Source organism: Pseudomonas arcuscaelestis, assembly GCF_016881005.1.
In the GTDB taxonomy this organism is placed as follows: domain Bacteria; phylum Pseudomonadota; class Gammaproteobacteria; order Pseudomonadales; family Pseudomonadaceae; genus Aquipseudomonas; species Aquipseudomonas arcuscaelestis.
This window is the reverse complement of record NZ_JACOPV010000021.1, coordinates 51,141-68,201: the sequence shown is the minus strand read 5'-3', so window position 1 is coordinate 68,201 and position 17,061 is coordinate 51,141. Positions and strand designations below refer to the sequence as shown.

The window sequence follows — 17,061 nt, the reverse complement described above, 5'->3', positions numbered from 1 at the left end:
CGAATCGCCGCGCCTGATGGGCGAAGATTCACGCGACAAACCTCGCTGGTGCGCAAGCGAAGTCAGGCTCATAGTCATCTTCATCCCAGACCCCCGAGTAAGAGGTGGCCATGAACAAGACCTTGCATCACCGTGCCTGTCATCTGTGTGAAGCCATTTGCGGCTTGACCCTGGAAATCACCCACGATCCTGATGCCGCCCCACGCATCACCTCGATAAAGGGCGATCATCACGACAGCTTCAGCCGCGGCCACATCTGTCCCAAGGCAGTAGCCTTGCAGGATATCCAGAACGATCCGGACCGGCTGCGTACACCCCATAAGCGAGTGGGAGACAGTTGGCAGGCAATCAGTTGGGAAGAAGCCTTCGAGCTGGCCGCAAGCAAGCTCTGGGCTATCCAGCAGGCGCATGGCCAGAATGCGGTGGCGGTCTATCAAGGCAACCCGAGCGTGCACAACTACGGCTTGATGACCCACAGCAATTACTTCCTCGGCCTGCTCAAGACCCGCAATCGCTTTTCTGCCACTTCAGTGGACCAGTTGCCCCAGCACCTCACCAGCTATCTGATGTATGGCCATGGCTTGTTGTTGCCCATCCCTGACATCGACAACACCGAATTCATGCTGATCCTGGGTGGCAACCCGCTGGCATCCAATGGCAGCATCATGACCGTGCCGGACGTCGAAAAGCGCCTCAAGGCTGTCCAGGCTCGTGGCGGCAAGCTGGTGGTAGTCGATCCGCGGCGCAGCGAAACGGCAGCCATCGCCGATCAGCATCTGTTCATTCGTCCGGGGGGTGATGCAGCGTTGCTCAGCGGTCTGCTCAACACCCTGTTTGCCGAAGGCCTGACCCGCGTCTCGGCATTGCCAGTGGATGGCCTTGAAGAGGTAAAGGCTGCGTTGGCGCCATTCACTGCCGAGGCCATGAGCCCTTTGTGCGGCGTCGATGCACATGTGATTCGTCAGTTGGCGCGCGACTTTGCTGCCGCGGACAAAGCGGTTTGCTATGGGCGCATGGGGGTTTCCACCCAGTCCTTCGCAACCTTGTGCCATTGGCTGGTGCAATTGATCAACCTGGTCAGCGGCAATCTTGACCGGGTCGGTGGTGCCCTGTGTACCGAACCGGCGGTGGATCTTGTAGCGACTACTTCGGGTGGCCATTTCGATCTCTGGCAAAGCCGCGTATCGGGGTTGCCCGAGTACGCTGGAGAGCTGCCGGTGGCGGCGTTGGCTGAAGAGATGCTGGTCGAAGGCGAAGGGCAGGTCAGGGCGCTGGTGACTGTGGCTGGCAATCCGGTGCTGTCTACACCCAATGGCCGACAGTTGGAGCGCGCATTGGATGGCCTGGAATTCATGCTCAGTATTGACCTGTACATCAACGAGACCACTCGATACGCCGATTTGATCCTGCCCTCTACTTCAGCGTTGGAGAACGATCATTACGATGCCACTTTCAATTTGCTGGCGGTTCGCAACGTCAGTCGCTTCAATCGGGCCGTTCTGCCTAAACCTGAGGGCGCCTTACATGACTGGGAGATCTTCGTCGGCTTGGCCAAGGCCTTCTCTGCTATCAGTGATAAGCCGCTGAAGCCGACCGTGTCTCCGGCGCAAATGATCGATATTGGTTTGCGCCAGGGTCGCTATGGCGATGCATCCGCGTTCAAGTTGTCGCTGCAGGGCCTGGAGCAGCATCCGCACGGAGTCGACCTGGGGCCGTTGCAACCCAACCTTGGCTTGCGCTTGAAGACTGCCAATCAACGGCTGCAGGCGGCACCTGAGGTAATTCTGCAGGATTTGCAGCGCTTAGCCCGGCAACAGCCGTTGGCTCCAGGTCAACTGCTGTTGATTGGTCGTCGCCATGTTCGCAGTAACAACTCCTGGATGCACAACTTCCATCGGTTGGTAAAAGGCAAGTCGCGCCATCAGTTACTGATGCACCCGGATGATCTCGCCAGCCGGCAGTTACAGGATGGTCAGCGAGTGCGGATCAGCTCACGGGTCGGGGAAGTTGAAGTCGAGGTGCAAGCTAGCAGTGACATGATGCCGGGAGTGGTCAGCCTGCCTCATGGCTTTGGTCATGCCCGTGCGGGGGTGCATATGGAAATTGCCCGGGGCCAGCCTGGCGCCAGTGCCAACGACCTGACTGATGAGCGTCAATGTGATGCGGTGTCGGGCAATGCGGCGCTTAATGGTGTGCCTGTGCAGGTGGTTGCCGCCTGATGTCGGTGAGCCGAGCGTCGCGCTCGGCTTTCCGATACAATGCGACACCGTGCCGACAACCAGGTCGGAAAGTTCAGCCGCGAGGTGCTTCATGGATATCATTGAAACAATCAAAGAGCAGATTGCTAACAACACCATCCTGCTTTACATGAAAGGCTCGCCGAATGCCCCGCAGTGCGGCTTTTCGGCCAAGGCCGCGCAGGCCGTAATGGGTTGCGGTGAGAAGTTCGCTTACGTGGATATCCTGCAGAATCCGGAAATTCGCGCCAACTTGCCAAAATACGCCAACTGGCCGACCTTCCCACAATTGTGGGTTGGTGGTGAGCTGGTTGGCGGCTCCGATATCATGGCTGAAATGTTTGCCAACGGCGAACTGCAGACCCTGGTGAAGGAAGCTGCAGCCAAGGCTGAGGCTGCCAAGGCCTGAATCGGGTCTTTGCCCAACAAAAAGCCCCGCAATGCGGGGCTTTTTGTTGGATCTGAGAAAACGAGGTTATTCGCCCATCTGCGACTGCAGGTAGTTTTCCAGGCCGACCTTGTCGATCAGACTCAACTGAGTTTCCAGCCAGTCGATGTGTTCTTCTTCGGATTCCAGGATGTCTTCGAGCATCTCACGGCTACCGAAGTCGCCGACCGTTTCGCAATGAGCGATAGCCGCCTTGAGGTCGATCAGGCCTTTTTGCTCGATCTTCAGATCGCACTCAAGCATTTCCTTGGTGTGCTCGCCGATCAACAGCTTGCCCAGGTCCTGAACGTTGGGAATACCTTCCAGAAACAAAATACGCTTGATCAGTTTGTCAGCGTGTTTCATTTCGTCGATGGATTCCTTGTACTCGTGCTTGCCGAGCTTTTCCAGACCCCAGTCTTCATACATGCGCGCATGCAGGAAATATTGGTTGATTGCGACCAGCTCGTTTCCGAGGATCTTGTTGAGATGCTGGATGACGCTAACGTCGCCTTTCATGATGGGGTCCTGCCCTATAAGTGTGCCTATAAGCAAGAGTTTGAGCCCGGCAACTACGACTGTCAAACCTAAGTTATTGAATAATAAATGAAAATTAATCGGAATAAGAATGTTTGTGTTCCGCGTTTTAAGCCTAACTTGTTGAATTACAGGCATAAAAAAACCGGACGCTAGGTCCGGTTCTTGGAATAGGGTGTTTTATGCTGCAGTAAATTCTACAGGGTAGGGCAGCGCAGCCTGGCTCAATTGCAAATCAGTCAGGGTTTCACGCACAACCTGCTTGGCCAGGCACGCACATTTGCCGCACTGGCTCGCCACGTTGGTGGCATTTCGGACTTCCTTGTAGCTGCAGCATCCTTCATAGATCGCATCGCGGATCTGTCCGTCGGTTACACCAACACAAAGACACACATACATAGGGCAGACCATCACTGGTAGAGGCTCAATGCGAAGAAGCTTAATGTTAATGAGAATGCTTGTCAAAGCACAATCTGCACATCTGTGAGCAAGAGCGACCAATGGCACTGAGGCAGGGGATCGCTGCCTGAAATTCGGCGAGTAGCGCAAGGCGGTGTATCATGGCCGGCCTTTGCACTGTCAGCTGGCTGATGCCAGCCTGCACAGCGTGTTTCAAACCATCAGGAGATATCTAATGAGCGTACTCGTTGGCAAAACTGCCCCGGACTTCACCGTTCCAGCCGTTCTGGGCAATGGCGAAATCGTCGACAGCTTCAACCTGGCCTCGGCCATCAAGGGCAAGTACGGCCTGGTGTTCTTCTACCCTCTGGACTTCACCTTCGTCTGCCCGTCCGAGCTGATCGCTCTGGATCACCGCATGGCCGATTTCCGTGACCGCAATGTCGAAGTGATCGCCGTTTCGATCGACTCGCACTTCACTCACAATGCCTGGCGTAACACCCCGATCAATGCTGGCGGCATTGGTCAGGTTCAGTACATCATGGCTGCCGACATGAAGCACGACATCGCCAAGGCCTATGACGTTGAGTCCGAAGGCGGTGTAGCCTTCCGTGGTGCGTTCCTGATCGACGACAAAGGCGTTGTTCGTTCGCAGATCATCAACGACCTGCCGCTGGGTCGTAACATGGACGAGCTGCTGCGTCTGGTCGATGCTCTGCAGTTCCACGAAGAGCACGGCGAAGTTTGCCCGGCAAACTGGAAAAAAGGCGACAAAGGTATGACCGCTTCGCCAGAAGGCGTTGCTGCTTACCTGAGCGAAAACGCTGGCAAGCTGTAAAAGCGAGCCACAAAAAAACCGGCCTATATGGCCGGTTTTTTTTATGCCTGCAGGTGCGAGCATCAGTCGTTGAAGTCGTGCCAGCCGCCCATTTCTTTCCAGCGGTTGACGATGCCGCAGAACAGCTCGGCGGTTTTTTCGGTGTCGTAACGCGCTGAGTGGGCTTCACGACCGTCAAAGTCGATGTCGGCACTCTGGCAGGCGCGGGCCAGCACTGTCTGACCGTAGGCTAGGCCAGCCAGGGTTGCAGTGTCGAAGCTTGAGAACGGATGAAACGGGTTGCGTTTCATGTCGTTGCGCGCAACGGCTGCGTTGAGGAAACCAAGGTCGAAGCTGCTGTTGTGACCAACCAGGATTGCCCGCTTGCAGCCATTGGCCTTCAGCGCCTTGCGTACGCCGCGGAAGATATCGGTCAGTGCCGACTCCTCGCCTACCGCCATGCGCAGAGGGTGATCCAGCTTGATACCGGTGAACTCCAGCGCAGCCTGTTCAATGTTGGCGCCTTCAAAAGGCTCGACGCGGAAGAAATAGGTGTGTTCCGGGAACAGGAAACCTTTTTCGTCCATGCCGATGGTCACCGCTGCGATTTCCAGCAGGGCATCGGTAGCGCAATTGAAACCACCGGTTTCCACGTCCACTACTACTGGCAGGTAGCCGCGAAAACGTTCTGCCATTGGGTGGCGAGGGCCACCGATTGGACCGTCCTGGTCGTCGTACAGATCTTCACTCACGCAGTTTCCTCCAGCAGGCGCCAGCGCAGTTGCTCACCGGCGCGCAGCGGGATAACAGTCTGCTCGCCGAACGGCAAGCTACTTGGGGCGGTCCAGCTTTCGCGGACCAGGGTGATGGTGTCGGTGTTGCGCGGCAGGCCGTAGAAGTCAGGACCGTGCTTGCTGGCAAAACCTTCGAGTTTGTCCAGCGCGTTGCGTTGTTCGAACGCTTCGGCGTACATCTCGATCGCCGCATAGGCGGTGTAGCAGCCGGCACAACCGCAGGCAGCTTCTTTGGCGTGACGGGCGTGGGGTGCCGAATCGGTGCCGAGGAAGAATTTGCTGCTGCCGCTGGTTGCTGCGTCCAGCAAGGCCACCTGATGAATGTTGCGCTTGAGAATCGGCAGGCAGTAGAAATGCGGCCGAATTCCGCCAACCAGCATGTGGTTGCGGTTATACAGCAGGTGTTGGGCGGTGATTGTCGCGCCGACGTTGGCTGGGGCCTCGTTGACGAACTGCACGGCTTCACGGGTGGTAATGTGCTCGAAGACCACTTTCAGGGTCGGGAAACGTTCGACGACGCGCCGTAGATGCTCGTCGATGAACAGCTTCTCGCGGTCGAACACGTCGATCTCGCTACGCGTCACTTCACCGTGTACCAACAATGGCATGCCGACTTCGGCCATGGCTTCGAGCACGGGGAAGATGTGGTCGATGCTGGTGACGCCAGAATCGGAGTTGGTCGTGGCGCCGGCCGGGTAGAGCTTGGCCGCATGCACGAAACCAGTAGCTTTGGCTGCCCGGACTTCCTCGGGTTGGGTGCGATCAGTCAGGTACAGCACCATCAGCGGTTCAAAGCTGCTACCGGCTGGGCGAGCGGCCAGGATGCGCTCACGATAGGCGCCAGCTTCGGCAGCATCGCGCACTGGCGGTACCAGGTTGGGCATGATGATTGCGCGAGCAAAGGTGCGCGCAACATCGCCAACGGTGTGGGGCAGGACAGCACCATCGCGAAGATGGATGTGCCAGTCATCGGGACGCAGGAGGGTCAGGCGGTCGGACATTGGGGATTCCAGGCGGGTCGTACTCAGGGTGAATGCTACCGGAAAAGCGGGGGGCGAGCACTCGCTATCAAGTTTTGCCGCGCTCGACCGATAGCCTGCGGGTATACCGTGAAAATCTGTGGAGCCGCCCGTGCGCCAGCGTTATCTAGCCCTGCTCAGTGTGTTTGCCTGCTTGCCTGCGACGGCACTCACTTTCCAGACGCGTCTGGAGAATATTGAGTGGAAGGTCGAAGGCGATCAGTTCGAATGCCGCCTTGTTCAACCTGTTGCCGATTTCGGCAGCGGCGAGTTCGTGCGCCGTGCTGGTGAACAAGCCACTTTTCAATTGCGCTCAAGTAGCAATGTATTGGGCAGCGGCTCAGCCGCCCTTCTAGCCGCTGCAGCGCCCTGGCAGCCGGGGCGCGGCGATATCAACCTGGGATCGGTACGCATGGCGCGCAGTGGCGTGCTGTTCACCAGTACCCAAGGCCAGGCCAGCCGTCTGATCAATGGCCTGCTCGACGGACGCAGCACCGTGATTCGCAACCATGCAGGCGAAGCCGGACGGGCGATGGAAGTACGCTTGTTGCCGGTAAAGTTCAGCAAGGCTTACGGTGACTACCAACTCTGTGCAGCCAAGCTGTTGCCGATGAACTATGACCAGGTACGTCAGGCACGGGTAGGTTTTCCTGGAGGCGGTATTGAACTGGACGCCAGCGCTAAAGCGCGCCTGGACGTTATCCTGGCGTTCCTCAAGGCCGACCCTACGGTCAACCGGATTGAAATCGATGGACACTCCGATAACAGTGGCAACCGCCTGACCAACCGTGATCTGTCCCGGCGCCGCGCCCTGGCAGTGATGGAATACTTCAAGGCGCATGGCATTGCTGAAGACCAGATCAGCGTGCGCTTTCATGGTGAGCGCTATCCGCTGGCGGCTAATAACTCAGCTGCCAATCGTGCTCGCAATCGCCGGGTGAACATTCAACTCGATCGCGTGACACCGGTTGAAACAGCTGCAGAGAAAGCCTCTGAGCCCCCCGTCAACCCGGCAGCACAAACAGACCCTGGCAAACCTTCAGCTAAGTCCTGAGCTGCGACCGTCCGTCGCGCTCTCGACAGTTCCTGTCGCTTTGTCGTCACAAGCTGTCGCCCCACTGTAAATTATTCTGCAAGGTCGGTAGAATCGACGGTTTTCCGTACAACCCCGTGGAGTGATGGCATGGCGGACGTAAAAAAGGTCGTACTGGCGTATTCCGGCGGCCTTGATACTTCGGTGATTCTCAAGTGGCTGCAGGACACCTACAACTGTGAAGTGGTGACTTTCACTGCCGACCTGGGGCAGGGCGAGGAGGTCGAACCGGCCCGCGCCAAGGCTCAGGCGATGGGCGTGAAAGAAATCTACATCGATGACCTGCGCGAAGAATTTGTGCGTGACTTCGTATACCCGATGTTTCGTGCCAACACCGTTTACGAAGGTGAGTACCTGCTCGGTACTTCCATCGCTCGTCCGCTGATCGCCAAGCGCCTGATCGAAATCGCCAACGAAACCGGCGCCGATGCCATTTCCCATGGTGCTACCGGTAAAGGTAATGACCAGGTACGTTTTGAGCTGGGTGCCTATGCGCTCAAGCCAGGTGTTAAAGTCATCGCACCTTGGCGTGAGTGGGACCTGCTGTCCCGCGAGAAGCTCATGGATTATGCCGAGAAGCATGGCATTCCAATCGAGCGTCACGGCAAGAAAAAATCGCCATATTCGATGGACGCCAACCTGCTGCACATCTCCTACGAGGGTGGCGTGCTGGAGGATACCTGGACCGAACACGAAGAAGACATGTGGAAGTGGACGAAGTCGCCGGAAGCGGCGCCCGACGTTCCTACCTATATCGAACTGACCTATCGCAACGGTGACATCGTCGCCCTCGATGGCGTTGAAATGACGCCAGCAACCGTGCTGGCTACCCTCAACCGCATTGGTGGCGAGAACGGCATCGGTCGTCTGGACATCGTCGAGAACCGCTATGTCGGCATGAAGTCCCGTGGCTGCTACGAAACTCCAGGCGGCACCATTATGCTGCGCGCGCACCGGGCGATCGAGTCGATTACCCTGGACCGTGAAGTCGCTCACCTGAAAGACGAGCTGATGGTCAAGTACGCTAGCCTGATCTACACCGGCTACTGGTGGAGCCCGGAGCGTCTGATGCTGCAGCAGATGATCGACGCCTCCCAGGTAAACGTGAATGGTGTCGTTCGCCTGAAACTGTACAAGGGCAACGTGATCGTCACTGGCCGTCAGTCTGACGACTCCCTGTTCGATGCCAATATTGCGACCTTCGAAGAAGATGGTGGCGCTTACAATCAGGCAGACGCGGCAGGCTTCATCAAGCTCAACGCTTTGCGCATGCGTATAGCTGCAAACAAGGGCCGTTCGCTAATCTGAATGGCTGTTTGAAAGAACCCCGGGCTTGCCCGGGGTTTTTTTTATCTGTCGAATGATTGAGTTGTAAGGGTGGTGCGAGTTCCAGTTTCCATGTTGTAGAGCGTCCATATGCTGCCTTGAAATTGCGCCTGTTTAAGTGCGTGCGCTGCAAAGTGCTCGCACAGTTGGTTGGCCCTGGTTCCACTCAGAGTAATGGTTACCCTTGTCTGCACACTTTGCGATGGCTTCTCGGATCGTTGAGCAGGTTGGGGACTCGCCTCTTCCTCAGTTTTAGTAAGTGCCTCATCCTTCTTTATTTGCATTGAAGGTAGTAGCGGGTCGCCTATCGATGCATCTACGTCCAGGGCAGAATCCAGAGAGAGATGAGCAGGGAAGGTGGGCGCCGATTCGGTATTGGAAGGCAAATAAAGAGATTTGTAATTGAAGTTCAGCGTAAGAAAGAAAAGAACAGTAAGAAAAAACGGGAAGCCCACTAGAAACCATGTGTAGGTAGTTTGGCTTTCTTCGCTGAGGAACGGTAATGAAGCAAGTGCCGACGCTTCGATTATTCCGGCGAATATTGCAATGATGGTCAATGGGCTTCTGGGCTCTGCATTGCTCATAGTGCTTTCCTCGTCCTTGGCATTTCCAGTCGAGTTGTATTTTTTCTAGAAGTACAGCTGCTTGGCACTAGGCGGGGTTTCTGGATGGGGAACTTATTGCCTGGCTTTTCTGTTTTCCTGTAGCGCGCGGCATATATCGATCCCTTTTAAAGGAAATTTCCTGCACGTATAAAGGGGCTGAGTCTGAAGACCTTTGAGTGTTCAAGTGCTATTTTGAGCTGTGATGTTTATTTCTGTACCACTAAGAGGCACTGCTGGAAAAGTATTAAGTGTCCAGATTTATGTATTTTGTAGGATTAATCCTCATTAGTTGTAGGTTTTATCTTTGTGTGCATTTGCTCGCGGGTGTCGCAATACAATATGTCTTGTGACTAGGCTATTGTGCGAGCTCAAAAAAAATCGAATAGCGAACAATTGGATCTGCCCATGAATAAAGTGCTGATCGTGGATGATCATCCGGTCATTCGCCTGGCGGTACGTATGCTGATGGAACGGCATGGTTATGAAGTCATCGCGGAGACGGATAATGGCGTGGACGCATTACAACTGGCACGGGAACATGATCCGGATATTGTCATTCTTGATATCGGCATTCCCAAGCTTGACGGCCTTGAAGTCATCGCCCGACTCACCATCACCTGTCCGGGAGCCAAAGTACTGGTATTGACCTCGCAGGCTCCAGGCCATTTTTCGATGCGCTGCATGCAGGCAGGTGCTGCGGGTTACGTCTGCAAGCAGCAGGACCTGACTGAGTTGCTCAGTGCAATCAAGGCGGTGCTCTCCGGCTACAGCTACTTTCCGAACCAGGCCTTGCATTCGGTGCGCACCAACCTGGGAGGAGCAAGTGAGGCGGACATGGTCGAGCGTCTGTCAGGGCGAGAAATGATGGTGCTGCAGCAACTGGCGCGAGGTAAAACCAACAAGGAAATTGCAGATGGCATGTTCTTGAGCAACAAAACAGTCAGCACATACAAGACCCGCCTGCTGCTTAAGCTCAACGCACGCTCACTGGTTGACCTCATCGAGTTGGCGCAGCGCAACGGTTTGCTTTGACGGTTTCAAAAGTGGCAAAGCCTCCTAAAGGAGGCTTTGCCGCAGCGTCTACTGTTGAGCTGTTTGCATTTACTGGCAATTTAATTTCGGAGTGTCAGAGGTCAAAGTCATAATCAGCCAACTGTTTCTGCAGGCGACGTTCTTCCAGCAGGTTATCAATGGTACGGCGCTTGCTGAGGTTGATTTTCGCTACTTCGACAGTCGGTTCCACATCGTCTGACTCAACAGAAGAGACTTCTTCATCTACATCCAGGTCTTCTTTAACGGTGCTCATATGTCACTCCAAGCCTAAAGGCCATTTGCGCACCTTATAGCGAGATTTGATGAGCGGGTAAAAAAGATTTTTTCAATCGAGTGAGCTCAATTCTCACTATCGTCTCAATCGTCAGAGGTTTTCTGCTTGTATTCGCACAGGTCTTCGATCCGGCAACTGCCGCATCGCGGCTTGCGTGCCAGGCATACGTAGCGTCCGTGCAGAATCAACCAATGGTGAGCATCGAGCAGGTAGGGTTTAGGCACAAATTTCATTAGCGCCTTCTCAACCTCAAGCACTGTCTTGCCTGGCGCAATGCCGGTGCGGTTACTGACGCGGAAAATGTGCGTGTCCACAGCCATTGCCAATTGTCTGAATGCTGTGTTGAGCACTACGTTGGCGGTCTTGCGACCTACGCCAGGTAAAGCTTCGAGCTCTTCGCGTGTTTGCGGAACCTGGCTACCGTGTTGTTCCACCAGCAAGCGACAGGTTTCGATTACATTGCGGGCCTTGCTGTTGTACAGGCCGATGGTCTTGATGTACTGCGAAAGGCCATCGACACCCAGGGCATGAATGGCCTCGGGGGTGTTGGCGACTGGGTAGAGCTTTGCTGTCGCCTTGTTCACACTGACATCGGTAGCCTGGGCTGAAAGAATCACTGCGATCAGCAATTCGAAGGGCGAGGAATAGGCCAGCTCTGTCTTCGGTTCCGGGTTGTCTTCGTGCAGCCTGCGAAATATTTCCAGGCGTTTGGCGGCATTCATGGGGTCAAAGCTTTCCTTGACGACGTGAGGGGGTTCGCGAGAGGCAAACCCTGTTGTACAGGGCCAGTATCAAGCCCAACAGAAACAGCGCACCGGGTAGCAGCGCCGCCAGGTGCAATCCAGCCCATCCTGCCAACTCTCGAGTAGCTCCCAAGGTTATACAGAGGATGATGAGTCCACCGAGCAACCTGGCGGTTTCCTGCCAGCGCCGGCTGTCGGTGCGGGCGTGCTCGAATATCAGGCATTGTACGGCGATCAACATTGGATAGGGGGTCAAGGCCTGGTGTAAGGGCAAGGCCCAGGCACGCAGGCTCAGGTCCAGGCAGGTAACGAGTGTGGCTGCCAACAACACGCTCGCCAGCAATCTGCTGCGGTCTGGGAGCCCGCGCCGCAACGCACCCATGGCCAGTTGATGCAAGGCAATCAGCAATACGCTTATGCCAGCAATCGCGCAGGCGTCGAGCAGCGTCTGCGTGACCCCCAGCAACGGCGCCAGGCTCACCGCGGTCAACCAATGCCTATTCATCGCGGCCTTCCTCCAGCAACTGCGGACGATGGTCGTCGAAGTAGCGCAGGGCGTCATGAATTGCGTGAATCACTGCGCGTGAAGTCACCGTAGCACCTGCCAATTGATCGAACTGCCCATGGTCGCGTTTAAGTGCCCAGGCGGCGTCCGCAGTGCTTTGGCGATTGGCGCCGTTGAAACCTTGCAGCCACTGATTGCCCGGTTCGACCAGCTTGCCGCCTAGACCAGGGGTCTCCTGCTGGCGAAGTACCTTGCTGGCAATAAGACGTCCCTGAGGATCGATAGCGATCAACAACTCGAGCTTGCCAGCGTAACCTTGGACCTGGCTGTGCAGCACCACGGCGCTAAGCTTTGCGCCAAGCGTGGCGCGATATCCTGCCAATAGCTGGCTGTGGTCGAGAGAGGGGCTACTCAATACCAGTGGAAACTGTAATGGTTGGTTGTCGTAGCTTCCCTCTGGCAGAACACTGAGCCAGGTTTGCGCTTGGAGTTTCTGCTCGGCTTTGCTCACATCTGACGCGCTGAAGTGCTGCCAGAGTATGCTGCTAGCAAGGCTCACTGCAGCAACCAGCGTCAGCAACGCGGCTGTACGAAACGAAGAACTGTTCATGGCGCCACCGCATTGCGTCGATCGGCCCAGCGCTCCAGTGTCGGTACACAAAGGTTCATCAATAGCACCGCGAAAGCCGTACCGTCCGGATAGCTACCCCAGGTGCGAATCAAGTAGATCAGAATCCCCATGCCAAGACCAAACAGCAGGCGTGCTTGCGGGGACCTGGGCCCGGAAACGGGTTCGGTGGCGATAAAAAACGCCGCCAGCATTGTCGAGCCGCTGAACAGGTGGAGCAATGGAGAGCCGTTGGAGTCCGAGCCAGCTCCATTCCAGCAAAGCAGACTGACGATGAATAGACTTGCCAGCAAGCCCGCCGGGGCATGCCAGCTGAAGACCTTGCGTTGTAGCAACAGCAAGCCACCCAGCAGAAAGGCGAGGTTGACCCATTCGCTGCCTCTGCCACCTAGATGGCCAAACCCTGGATGGCTGCTGAACAATTCGTCGATGGTCAAACTGCGATTGTTGCGCAAGCCGTCAAGTATCGTTGCTTGGCTCCAGGCATCGGCTTGTGCGTTGCCGCTCAGGCCGAATACATGCTGAAGGCTTGTTGCAGCGTCGAGCAATTGCGCGCCCGGCCATTGGGTCATGTGTTGAGGAAAGGTCAGCAGCGCTACTGCATAGCCGAGCATGGCAGGGTTGAAGGGGTTCTTGCCGACGCCTCCATACAGATGCTTGCCCAGGGCAATGGCACTTGCGCTAGCGACGACCGGCACCCACCAGGGGGCGTAGGCGGGCAAGGCAACTGCAAGCAGGGTCGCGCTGACCAATGCGCTACCGTCATTGAGCGCGGCCAGCACCGGGCGCTGTTGCAGCTTCAGCAGCAGTGCTTCGCTGGCAAGGGTGCTGCCTGCACACAGTATCAAATTGAACAGCGTGCCCCAGCCATGCTGCCAGAGCAGCGTCAGCACCCCTGGCAGGCATGCCAACAGCACCAGCATCATGGTACTGCGCAGGCGCTCACTAGTATCAGTGACTGGCATTGGAGTTAGCCGCCAGCAAAGCCATTAATGTCGCCTGGGCTTGTTCGGCCTCCAGCTCCAACTCCGTTAATTGAGCCAGTTGCACATCGCTCGGTTCCTCACCGAAGGCGCTTCTGGCCTTGTTCAATTGCGCTCGACTCATTGCCGCCGCAATCTTGGCTTTTTTCAGCGCCGCATCAGCAGCGGCCGCCTTCTGTGCCTTGACCCGTTCGATGGCCGCTTTGATCGGGTCGACGTTGACAGTGCTCTGTGCAGCGCTGGTGCTGGTGGTGGCAGGTCGAGTGCGAGCGGCGCGCTCGGCTTGTTTTCGCTCTTCTTCGCTTTGCAAGCGACTGTTGCGCAGCTCGAAGCGGCGCCGGGCGTGGTTGCGCTTGCTGTTGCGTGCCGCCAGCGCCTTCGGGTCGTAGGCCATGCCGCCGACGACCGCGATGATGCCGCCGTCTGTGCTCAAGGGCAGCAGGTCGATACAGTCAACCGGGCAGGGAGCCACGCACAAGTCGCAGCCAGTACACTCGGCGCTGATAACGGTGTGCATCAATTTTGCTGCGCCGACAATGGCGTCTACTGGGCAGGCCTGTATGCACTTGGTGCAGCCAATACATTCCGCCTCGCGGATATAGGCCACCTGGGGCGGGGCACTGCCGCGCTCAGGGTCCAGGGCGGTGATCGGTACCTGAAGAAGGTTGGCTAACGCGGCAATGGTTTCGCCGCCACCAGGTGGACACTTGTTGATCGCCTCGCCCTCGGCCATGCCCTTTGCATAAGGCAGGCATCCAGGGTGGCCACACTTGCCGCATTGGGTCTGCGGCAGTAAGGCGTCGATGCGTTGAATCAGACTCATGAGGTAAATAATCCGTTGAAACCGAGAAACGCCAAGGCCATCACGCCAGCTCCTATCAGCTCCACTGGCAGTCCGCGAAAACTTGGTGCGATGGCGTCGTTGTCGCTGCGCTCGCGCAAGTCTACGAACAAACTCAGGGCAAGCCAGAAACCCAGCCCGCCACCTAGGCTCAAAGCCAGAGCCTGCAGCGCGCCATAGTTGCCCTGGGTCACCTGCAGGCTCAAGCCTAGCAGTGCCACATTGCCCAGGAGCAGAGGCATGAGTCCACTGAAGGGCAGTGTCGGTAGCATGCGAGACAGTCCGCCCAGCAGAGGCTCGACCACTAACACGCACAGGGGGAGCAGAATGAAGACGCGCAGGTAGCCCAGTTGCAAAGGTTGCAGGAGGTAGTGGTACAGCAACTGCCCGATATTGCTGGTAAGCACCAGCAACGCCAAGGTGGCCAGTCCCAGGGCGTGCACTCGGCGACGCGTTTGGTCAGCCGATAATTGAAGCGCAGGGTCGATGGCCAATCCCTGATGCAGGATCAGGTTGTTGACCAGCGCGGCGCTGATCAGGGCCAGAATGAATTCGCTCATGGAGATGCACAATGCCAGGGCTGTTCGCCATTATCCGGCAATGACGCGAGGATTAGAACGCCCCGGACGTATTGGTCCGGGGCTGGGGGCTTGCTTATTTGATGCGCTGGCCAGGTTTGGCGCCACTATCAGGGCTGAGCAGGTAGATTTCTTCGCCGCCAGGGCCTGCGGCCATGACCATGCCTTCGGAAATGCCAAAACGCATTTTGCGCGGTTTGAGGTTGGCAATCATCATGGTCAAGCGTCCTTCGAGCTTGGCAGGGTCTGGATAGGCCGACTTGATGCCCGAGAAGACGTTGCGTTGCTCGTCACCGATGTCCAGGGTCAGGCGCAAGAGCTTGTCGGCGCCTTCAACGGCTTCAGCCTTGAGGATCAGGGCCACGCGCAGGTCGACTGCTGCAAAGGTGTCGAAGTCGATCTCTGCCGACAGCGGGTCTTTGCTCAGTTCGCCGTTGCCCGTTGCTACAGATGTCTGGCTGGCGGCCAGGTCTTCCTTGCTGGCGGCAGTCATGGCTTCTACCTTGACCGGGTCGATACGGTTCATCAGCGCCTTGAATGGATTCAACTGGTGGTTGTCCAGGCGCGTCAGGTGGTCGTCCCAGGTCAACGGAGCGACGTTGAGGAACGCTTCTGCATCGGCAGCCAGCAGCGGCAATACCGGCTTGAGGAAGATGACCAGTTGGCGGAACAGGTTGATGCCCTGGGCGCAGATCGCCTGTACTTCGTCCTGCTTGCCTTCCTGCTTGGCCAGCGACCACGGCGCCTTGTCGGCAATCCAGGCGTTGGCGCGGTCAGCCAGGCCCATGATTTCACGCATGGCGCGGGCGAAATCACGTGCTTCATAAGCGTCGGCAATACTTGGCGCTGCGGCCAGGAAGGCTTCGGTGAGCTCCGGCGCTGCATCGCCTTGCACCATCACGCCGTCGTTACCCTTTTGAATGAACCCGGCACAACGGCTGGCAATGTTGACGACTTTGCCGACCAGGTCGGAGTTGACCTTTTGTACGAAGTCTTCCAGGTTCAGGTCCAGGTCATCGACGCCACGGCCCAGCTTGGAGGCGTAGTAGTAACGCAGGTATTCCGGTGCCAGGTGATCCAGATAGGTGCGGGCCTTGATGAAGGTGCCGCGGGATTTGGACATTTTCGAGCCGTTCACGGTCAGGTAGCCGTGCACGTTGATCCCGGTCGGCTTGCGCAAACCGGCGCCTTCGAGCATGGCTGGCCAGAACAATGCGTGGAAATTGACGATGTCCTTGCCGATGAAATGATACAGCTCGGCGGTGGAGTCCTTGTTCCAATACGCGTCGAAATCCAGCTCTGGACGACGGGCGCAAAGGTTCTTGAAACTCGCCATGTAACCGATAGGTGCGTCTAGCCATACATAGAAGTACTTGCCTGGCTCGTCCGGAATTTCAAAGCCGAAATAGGGTGCGTCACGGGAGATGTCCCATTCCTGCAGGCCGGCATCCAGCCACTCGGCGATCTTGTTGGCTACGGCGTCCTGCAGCGTACCGCTGCGGGTCCACTGTTCGAGCATTGCCTGGAAATCGGGCAGCTTGAAGAAGAAATGCTGGGAATCCTTGAGTACCGGGGTGGCACCGGATATGGCCGACTTGGGGTTCTTCAGTTCGGTCGGGGCATAGGTGGCGCCGCATTTTTCACAGTTGTCGCCGTACTGGTCTTCAGTGGCGCACTTGGGGCAGGTGCCTTTGATGAAACGATCGGCCAGGAACATTTTTTTGTCCGGGTCGAAGTACTGGGTAATCGACCGGGTAGCGATGTGCCCGGCATCACGCAGCTTGAGGTAGATCTGGTTCGACAGTTCGCGGTTTTCTTCGGCGTGGGTCGAATGGAAGTTGTCGAAATCCACCAGGAAGTCGGCGAAGTCCCCAGCGTGCTCAGCCTGGACAGCCGCAATCAGTTGCTCGGGAGTGATGCCTTCCTTTTCGGCGCGCAGCATGATTGCAGAGCCGTGCGCATCGTCGGCGCAGACATAAGTGCACTGGTTGCCACGGTGCTTCTGGAAGCGCACCCACATGTCTGTCTGGATGTACTCGAGCATGTGACCAAGGTGGATCGACCCGTTGGCATAGGGTAGGGCGCTGGTTACGAGAATCTTACGTTGCTCGGACATGGGGCTCGGCTACTTTTTTGGCTACTTGAGATGAAACGGTGATCGGCCACTATAAAACGCCGGGAAATTTATTTCACCCCATGGAC

At 56.8% G+C, this 17,061-nt stretch carries 17 protein-coding genes and 2 pseudogenes; 6 read left to right on the top strand and 13 right to left on the bottom strand.

The window, feature by feature from the left end; genetic code table 11:
* Positions 1–110: 110 nt before the first annotated feature.
* Both H8F21_RS26340 and grxD read left to right on the top strand, forming a co-directional pair.
* A complete protein-coding gene (locus H8F21_RS26340) occupies positions 111–2,219 on the top strand; it encodes a molybdopterin oxidoreductase family protein (protein ID WP_203543491.1) in 2,109 nt (702 codons plus the stop codon).
* A gap of 91 nt (positions 2,220–2,310) precedes the next feature.
* Positions 2,311–2,646: a Grx4 family monothiol glutaredoxin gene (grxD, locus tag H8F21_RS26335; protein WP_203477737.1), complete on the top strand. Its 336-nt coding sequence runs from the start codon at positions 2,311–2,313 to the stop codon at positions 2,644–2,646.
* 66 nt (positions 2,647–2,712) lie between these two features.
* Here the strand turns inward: grxD and bfr are convergent, their stop codons facing one another.
* Positions 2,713–3,183, bottom strand: a complete 471-nt coding sequence (gene bfr, locus H8F21_RS26330) for a bacterioferritin (RefSeq protein WP_116548853.1) — start codon at positions 3,181–3,183, stop codon at positions 2,713–2,715.
* A 198-nt stretch (positions 3,184–3,381) separates the two neighbouring features.
* A complete protein-coding gene (locus H8F21_RS26325) occupies positions 3,382–3,600 on the bottom strand; it encodes a bacterioferritin-associated ferredoxin (protein ID WP_136474872.1) in 219 nt (72 codons plus the stop codon).
* A gap of 235 nt (positions 3,601–3,835) precedes the next feature.
* Between H8F21_RS26325 and H8F21_RS26320 the strand changes: the two genes are divergently transcribed.
* Positions 3,836–4,438 carry a peroxiredoxin gene (locus tag H8F21_RS26320; RefSeq protein WP_136474873.1) on the top strand — a complete coding sequence of 201 codons (603 nt, stop codon included), beginning with the start codon at positions 3,836–3,838 and terminating at the stop codon, positions 4,436–4,438.
* Positions 4,439–4,500: 62 nt separating this feature from the next.
* Here H8F21_RS26320 and rnt read toward each other — a convergent pair whose 3' ends face one another.
* Positions 4,501–5,169 carry a ribonuclease T gene (rnt, locus tag H8F21_RS26315; RefSeq protein ID WP_136474874.1) on the bottom strand — a complete coding sequence of 223 codons (669 nt, stop codon included), beginning with the start codon at positions 5,167–5,169 and terminating at the stop codon, positions 4,501–4,503.
* Complete coding sequence (gene pyrC / locus H8F21_RS26310; protein ID WP_203477735.1) at positions 5,166–6,212, bottom strand: dihydroorotase; 1,047 nt, start codon at positions 6,210–6,212, stop codon at positions 5,166–5,168. Before pyrC ends, rnt begins: the two co-directional genes overlap by 4 nt.
* 130 nt (positions 6,213–6,342) lie before the next feature.
* Between pyrC and H8F21_RS26305 the strand changes: the two genes are divergently transcribed.
* Together H8F21_RS26305 and H8F21_RS26300 are read left to right on the top strand one after the other, a co-directional pair.
* A complete protein-coding gene (locus H8F21_RS26305) occupies positions 6,343–7,284 on the top strand; it encodes a flagellar protein MotY (protein WP_203477733.1) in 942 nt (313 codons plus the stop codon).
* 129 nt (positions 7,285–7,413) lie between these two features.
* Positions 7,414–8,631 carry an argininosuccinate synthase gene (locus H8F21_RS26300; RefSeq protein WP_136474877.1) on the top strand — a complete coding sequence of 406 codons (1,218 nt, stop codon included), beginning with the start codon at positions 7,414–7,416 and terminating at the stop codon, positions 8,629–8,631.
* A gap of 380 nt (positions 8,632–9,011) precedes the next feature.
* On the opposite strand, the pseudogene H8F21_RS30185 reads toward H8F21_RS26300, so the two are convergent.
* Positions 9,012–9,233, bottom strand: a pseudogene (locus H8F21_RS30185) (hypothetical protein); the annotation flags it as partial.
* A gap of 426 nt (positions 9,234–9,659) precedes the next feature.
* On the opposite strand from H8F21_RS30185, the gene H8F21_RS26290 reads away from it, so the two are divergent.
* On the top strand, positions 9,660–10,286 hold the full coding sequence (locus H8F21_RS26290) for a response regulator transcription factor (protein WP_136474878.1): 627 nt from the start codon (positions 9,660–9,662) through the stop codon (positions 10,284–10,286).
* A gap of 94 nt (positions 10,287–10,380) precedes the next feature.
* Here the strand turns inward: H8F21_RS26290 and H8F21_RS26285 are convergent, their stop codons facing one another.
* The 8 genes and pseudogenes from H8F21_RS26285 to metG all read right to left on the bottom strand — a co-directional run bounded on the left by H8F21_RS26285 (position 10,381) and on the right by metG (position 16,975).
* On the bottom strand, positions 10,381–10,560 hold the full coding sequence (locus tag H8F21_RS26285; RefSeq protein WP_136474879.1) for a PA3496 family putative envelope integrity protein: 180 nt from the start codon (positions 10,558–10,560) through the stop codon (positions 10,381–10,383).
* 104 nt (positions 10,561–10,664) lie between these two features.
* On the bottom strand, positions 10,665–11,303 hold the full coding sequence (nth, locus tag H8F21_RS26280) for an endonuclease III (RefSeq protein WP_203477721.1): 639 nt from the start codon (positions 11,301–11,303) through the stop codon (positions 10,665–10,667).
* 4 nt (positions 11,304–11,307) lie between these two features.
* Positions 11,308–11,829: an Rnf-Nqr domain containing protein gene (locus tag H8F21_RS26275; RefSeq protein ID WP_203477719.1), complete on the bottom strand. Its 522-nt coding sequence runs from the start codon at positions 11,827–11,829 to the stop codon at positions 11,308–11,310.
* Positions 11,822–12,439: an RnfABCDGE type electron transport complex subunit G gene (locus tag H8F21_RS26270; RefSeq protein ID WP_203477716.1), complete on the bottom strand. Its 618-nt coding sequence runs from the start codon at positions 12,437–12,439 to the stop codon at positions 11,822–11,824. Before H8F21_RS26270 ends, H8F21_RS26275 begins: the two co-directional genes overlap by 8 nt.
* Positions 12,436–13,422 carry an RnfABCDGE type electron transport complex subunit D gene (locus H8F21_RS26265; protein WP_203477706.1) on the bottom strand — a complete coding sequence of 329 codons (987 nt, stop codon included), beginning with the start codon at positions 13,420–13,422 and terminating at the stop codon, positions 12,436–12,438. Before H8F21_RS26265 ends, H8F21_RS26270 begins: the two co-directional genes overlap by 4 nt.
* Positions 13,423–13,438: 16 nt before the next feature.
* Positions 13,439–14,263 (bottom strand): annotated as a pseudogene (rsxB, locus tag H8F21_RS26260) (electron transport complex subunit RsxB); the annotation flags it as partial.
* Entirely contained in the window at positions 14,260–14,841 is a 582-nt protein-coding gene (locus H8F21_RS26255; protein ID WP_203477689.1) for an Rnf-Nqr domain containing protein, read from the bottom strand. The pseudogene rsxB and the gene H8F21_RS26255, both read right to left, overlap by 4 nt.
* 94 nt (positions 14,842–14,935) lie before the next feature.
* Positions 14,936–16,975, bottom strand: coding sequence for a methionine--tRNA ligase (gene metG / locus H8F21_RS26250; RefSeq protein WP_203477686.1), 2,040 nt, complete (start codon positions 16,973–16,975; stop codon positions 14,936–14,938).
* Between the last annotated feature and the right edge of the window lie 86 nt (positions 16,976–17,061).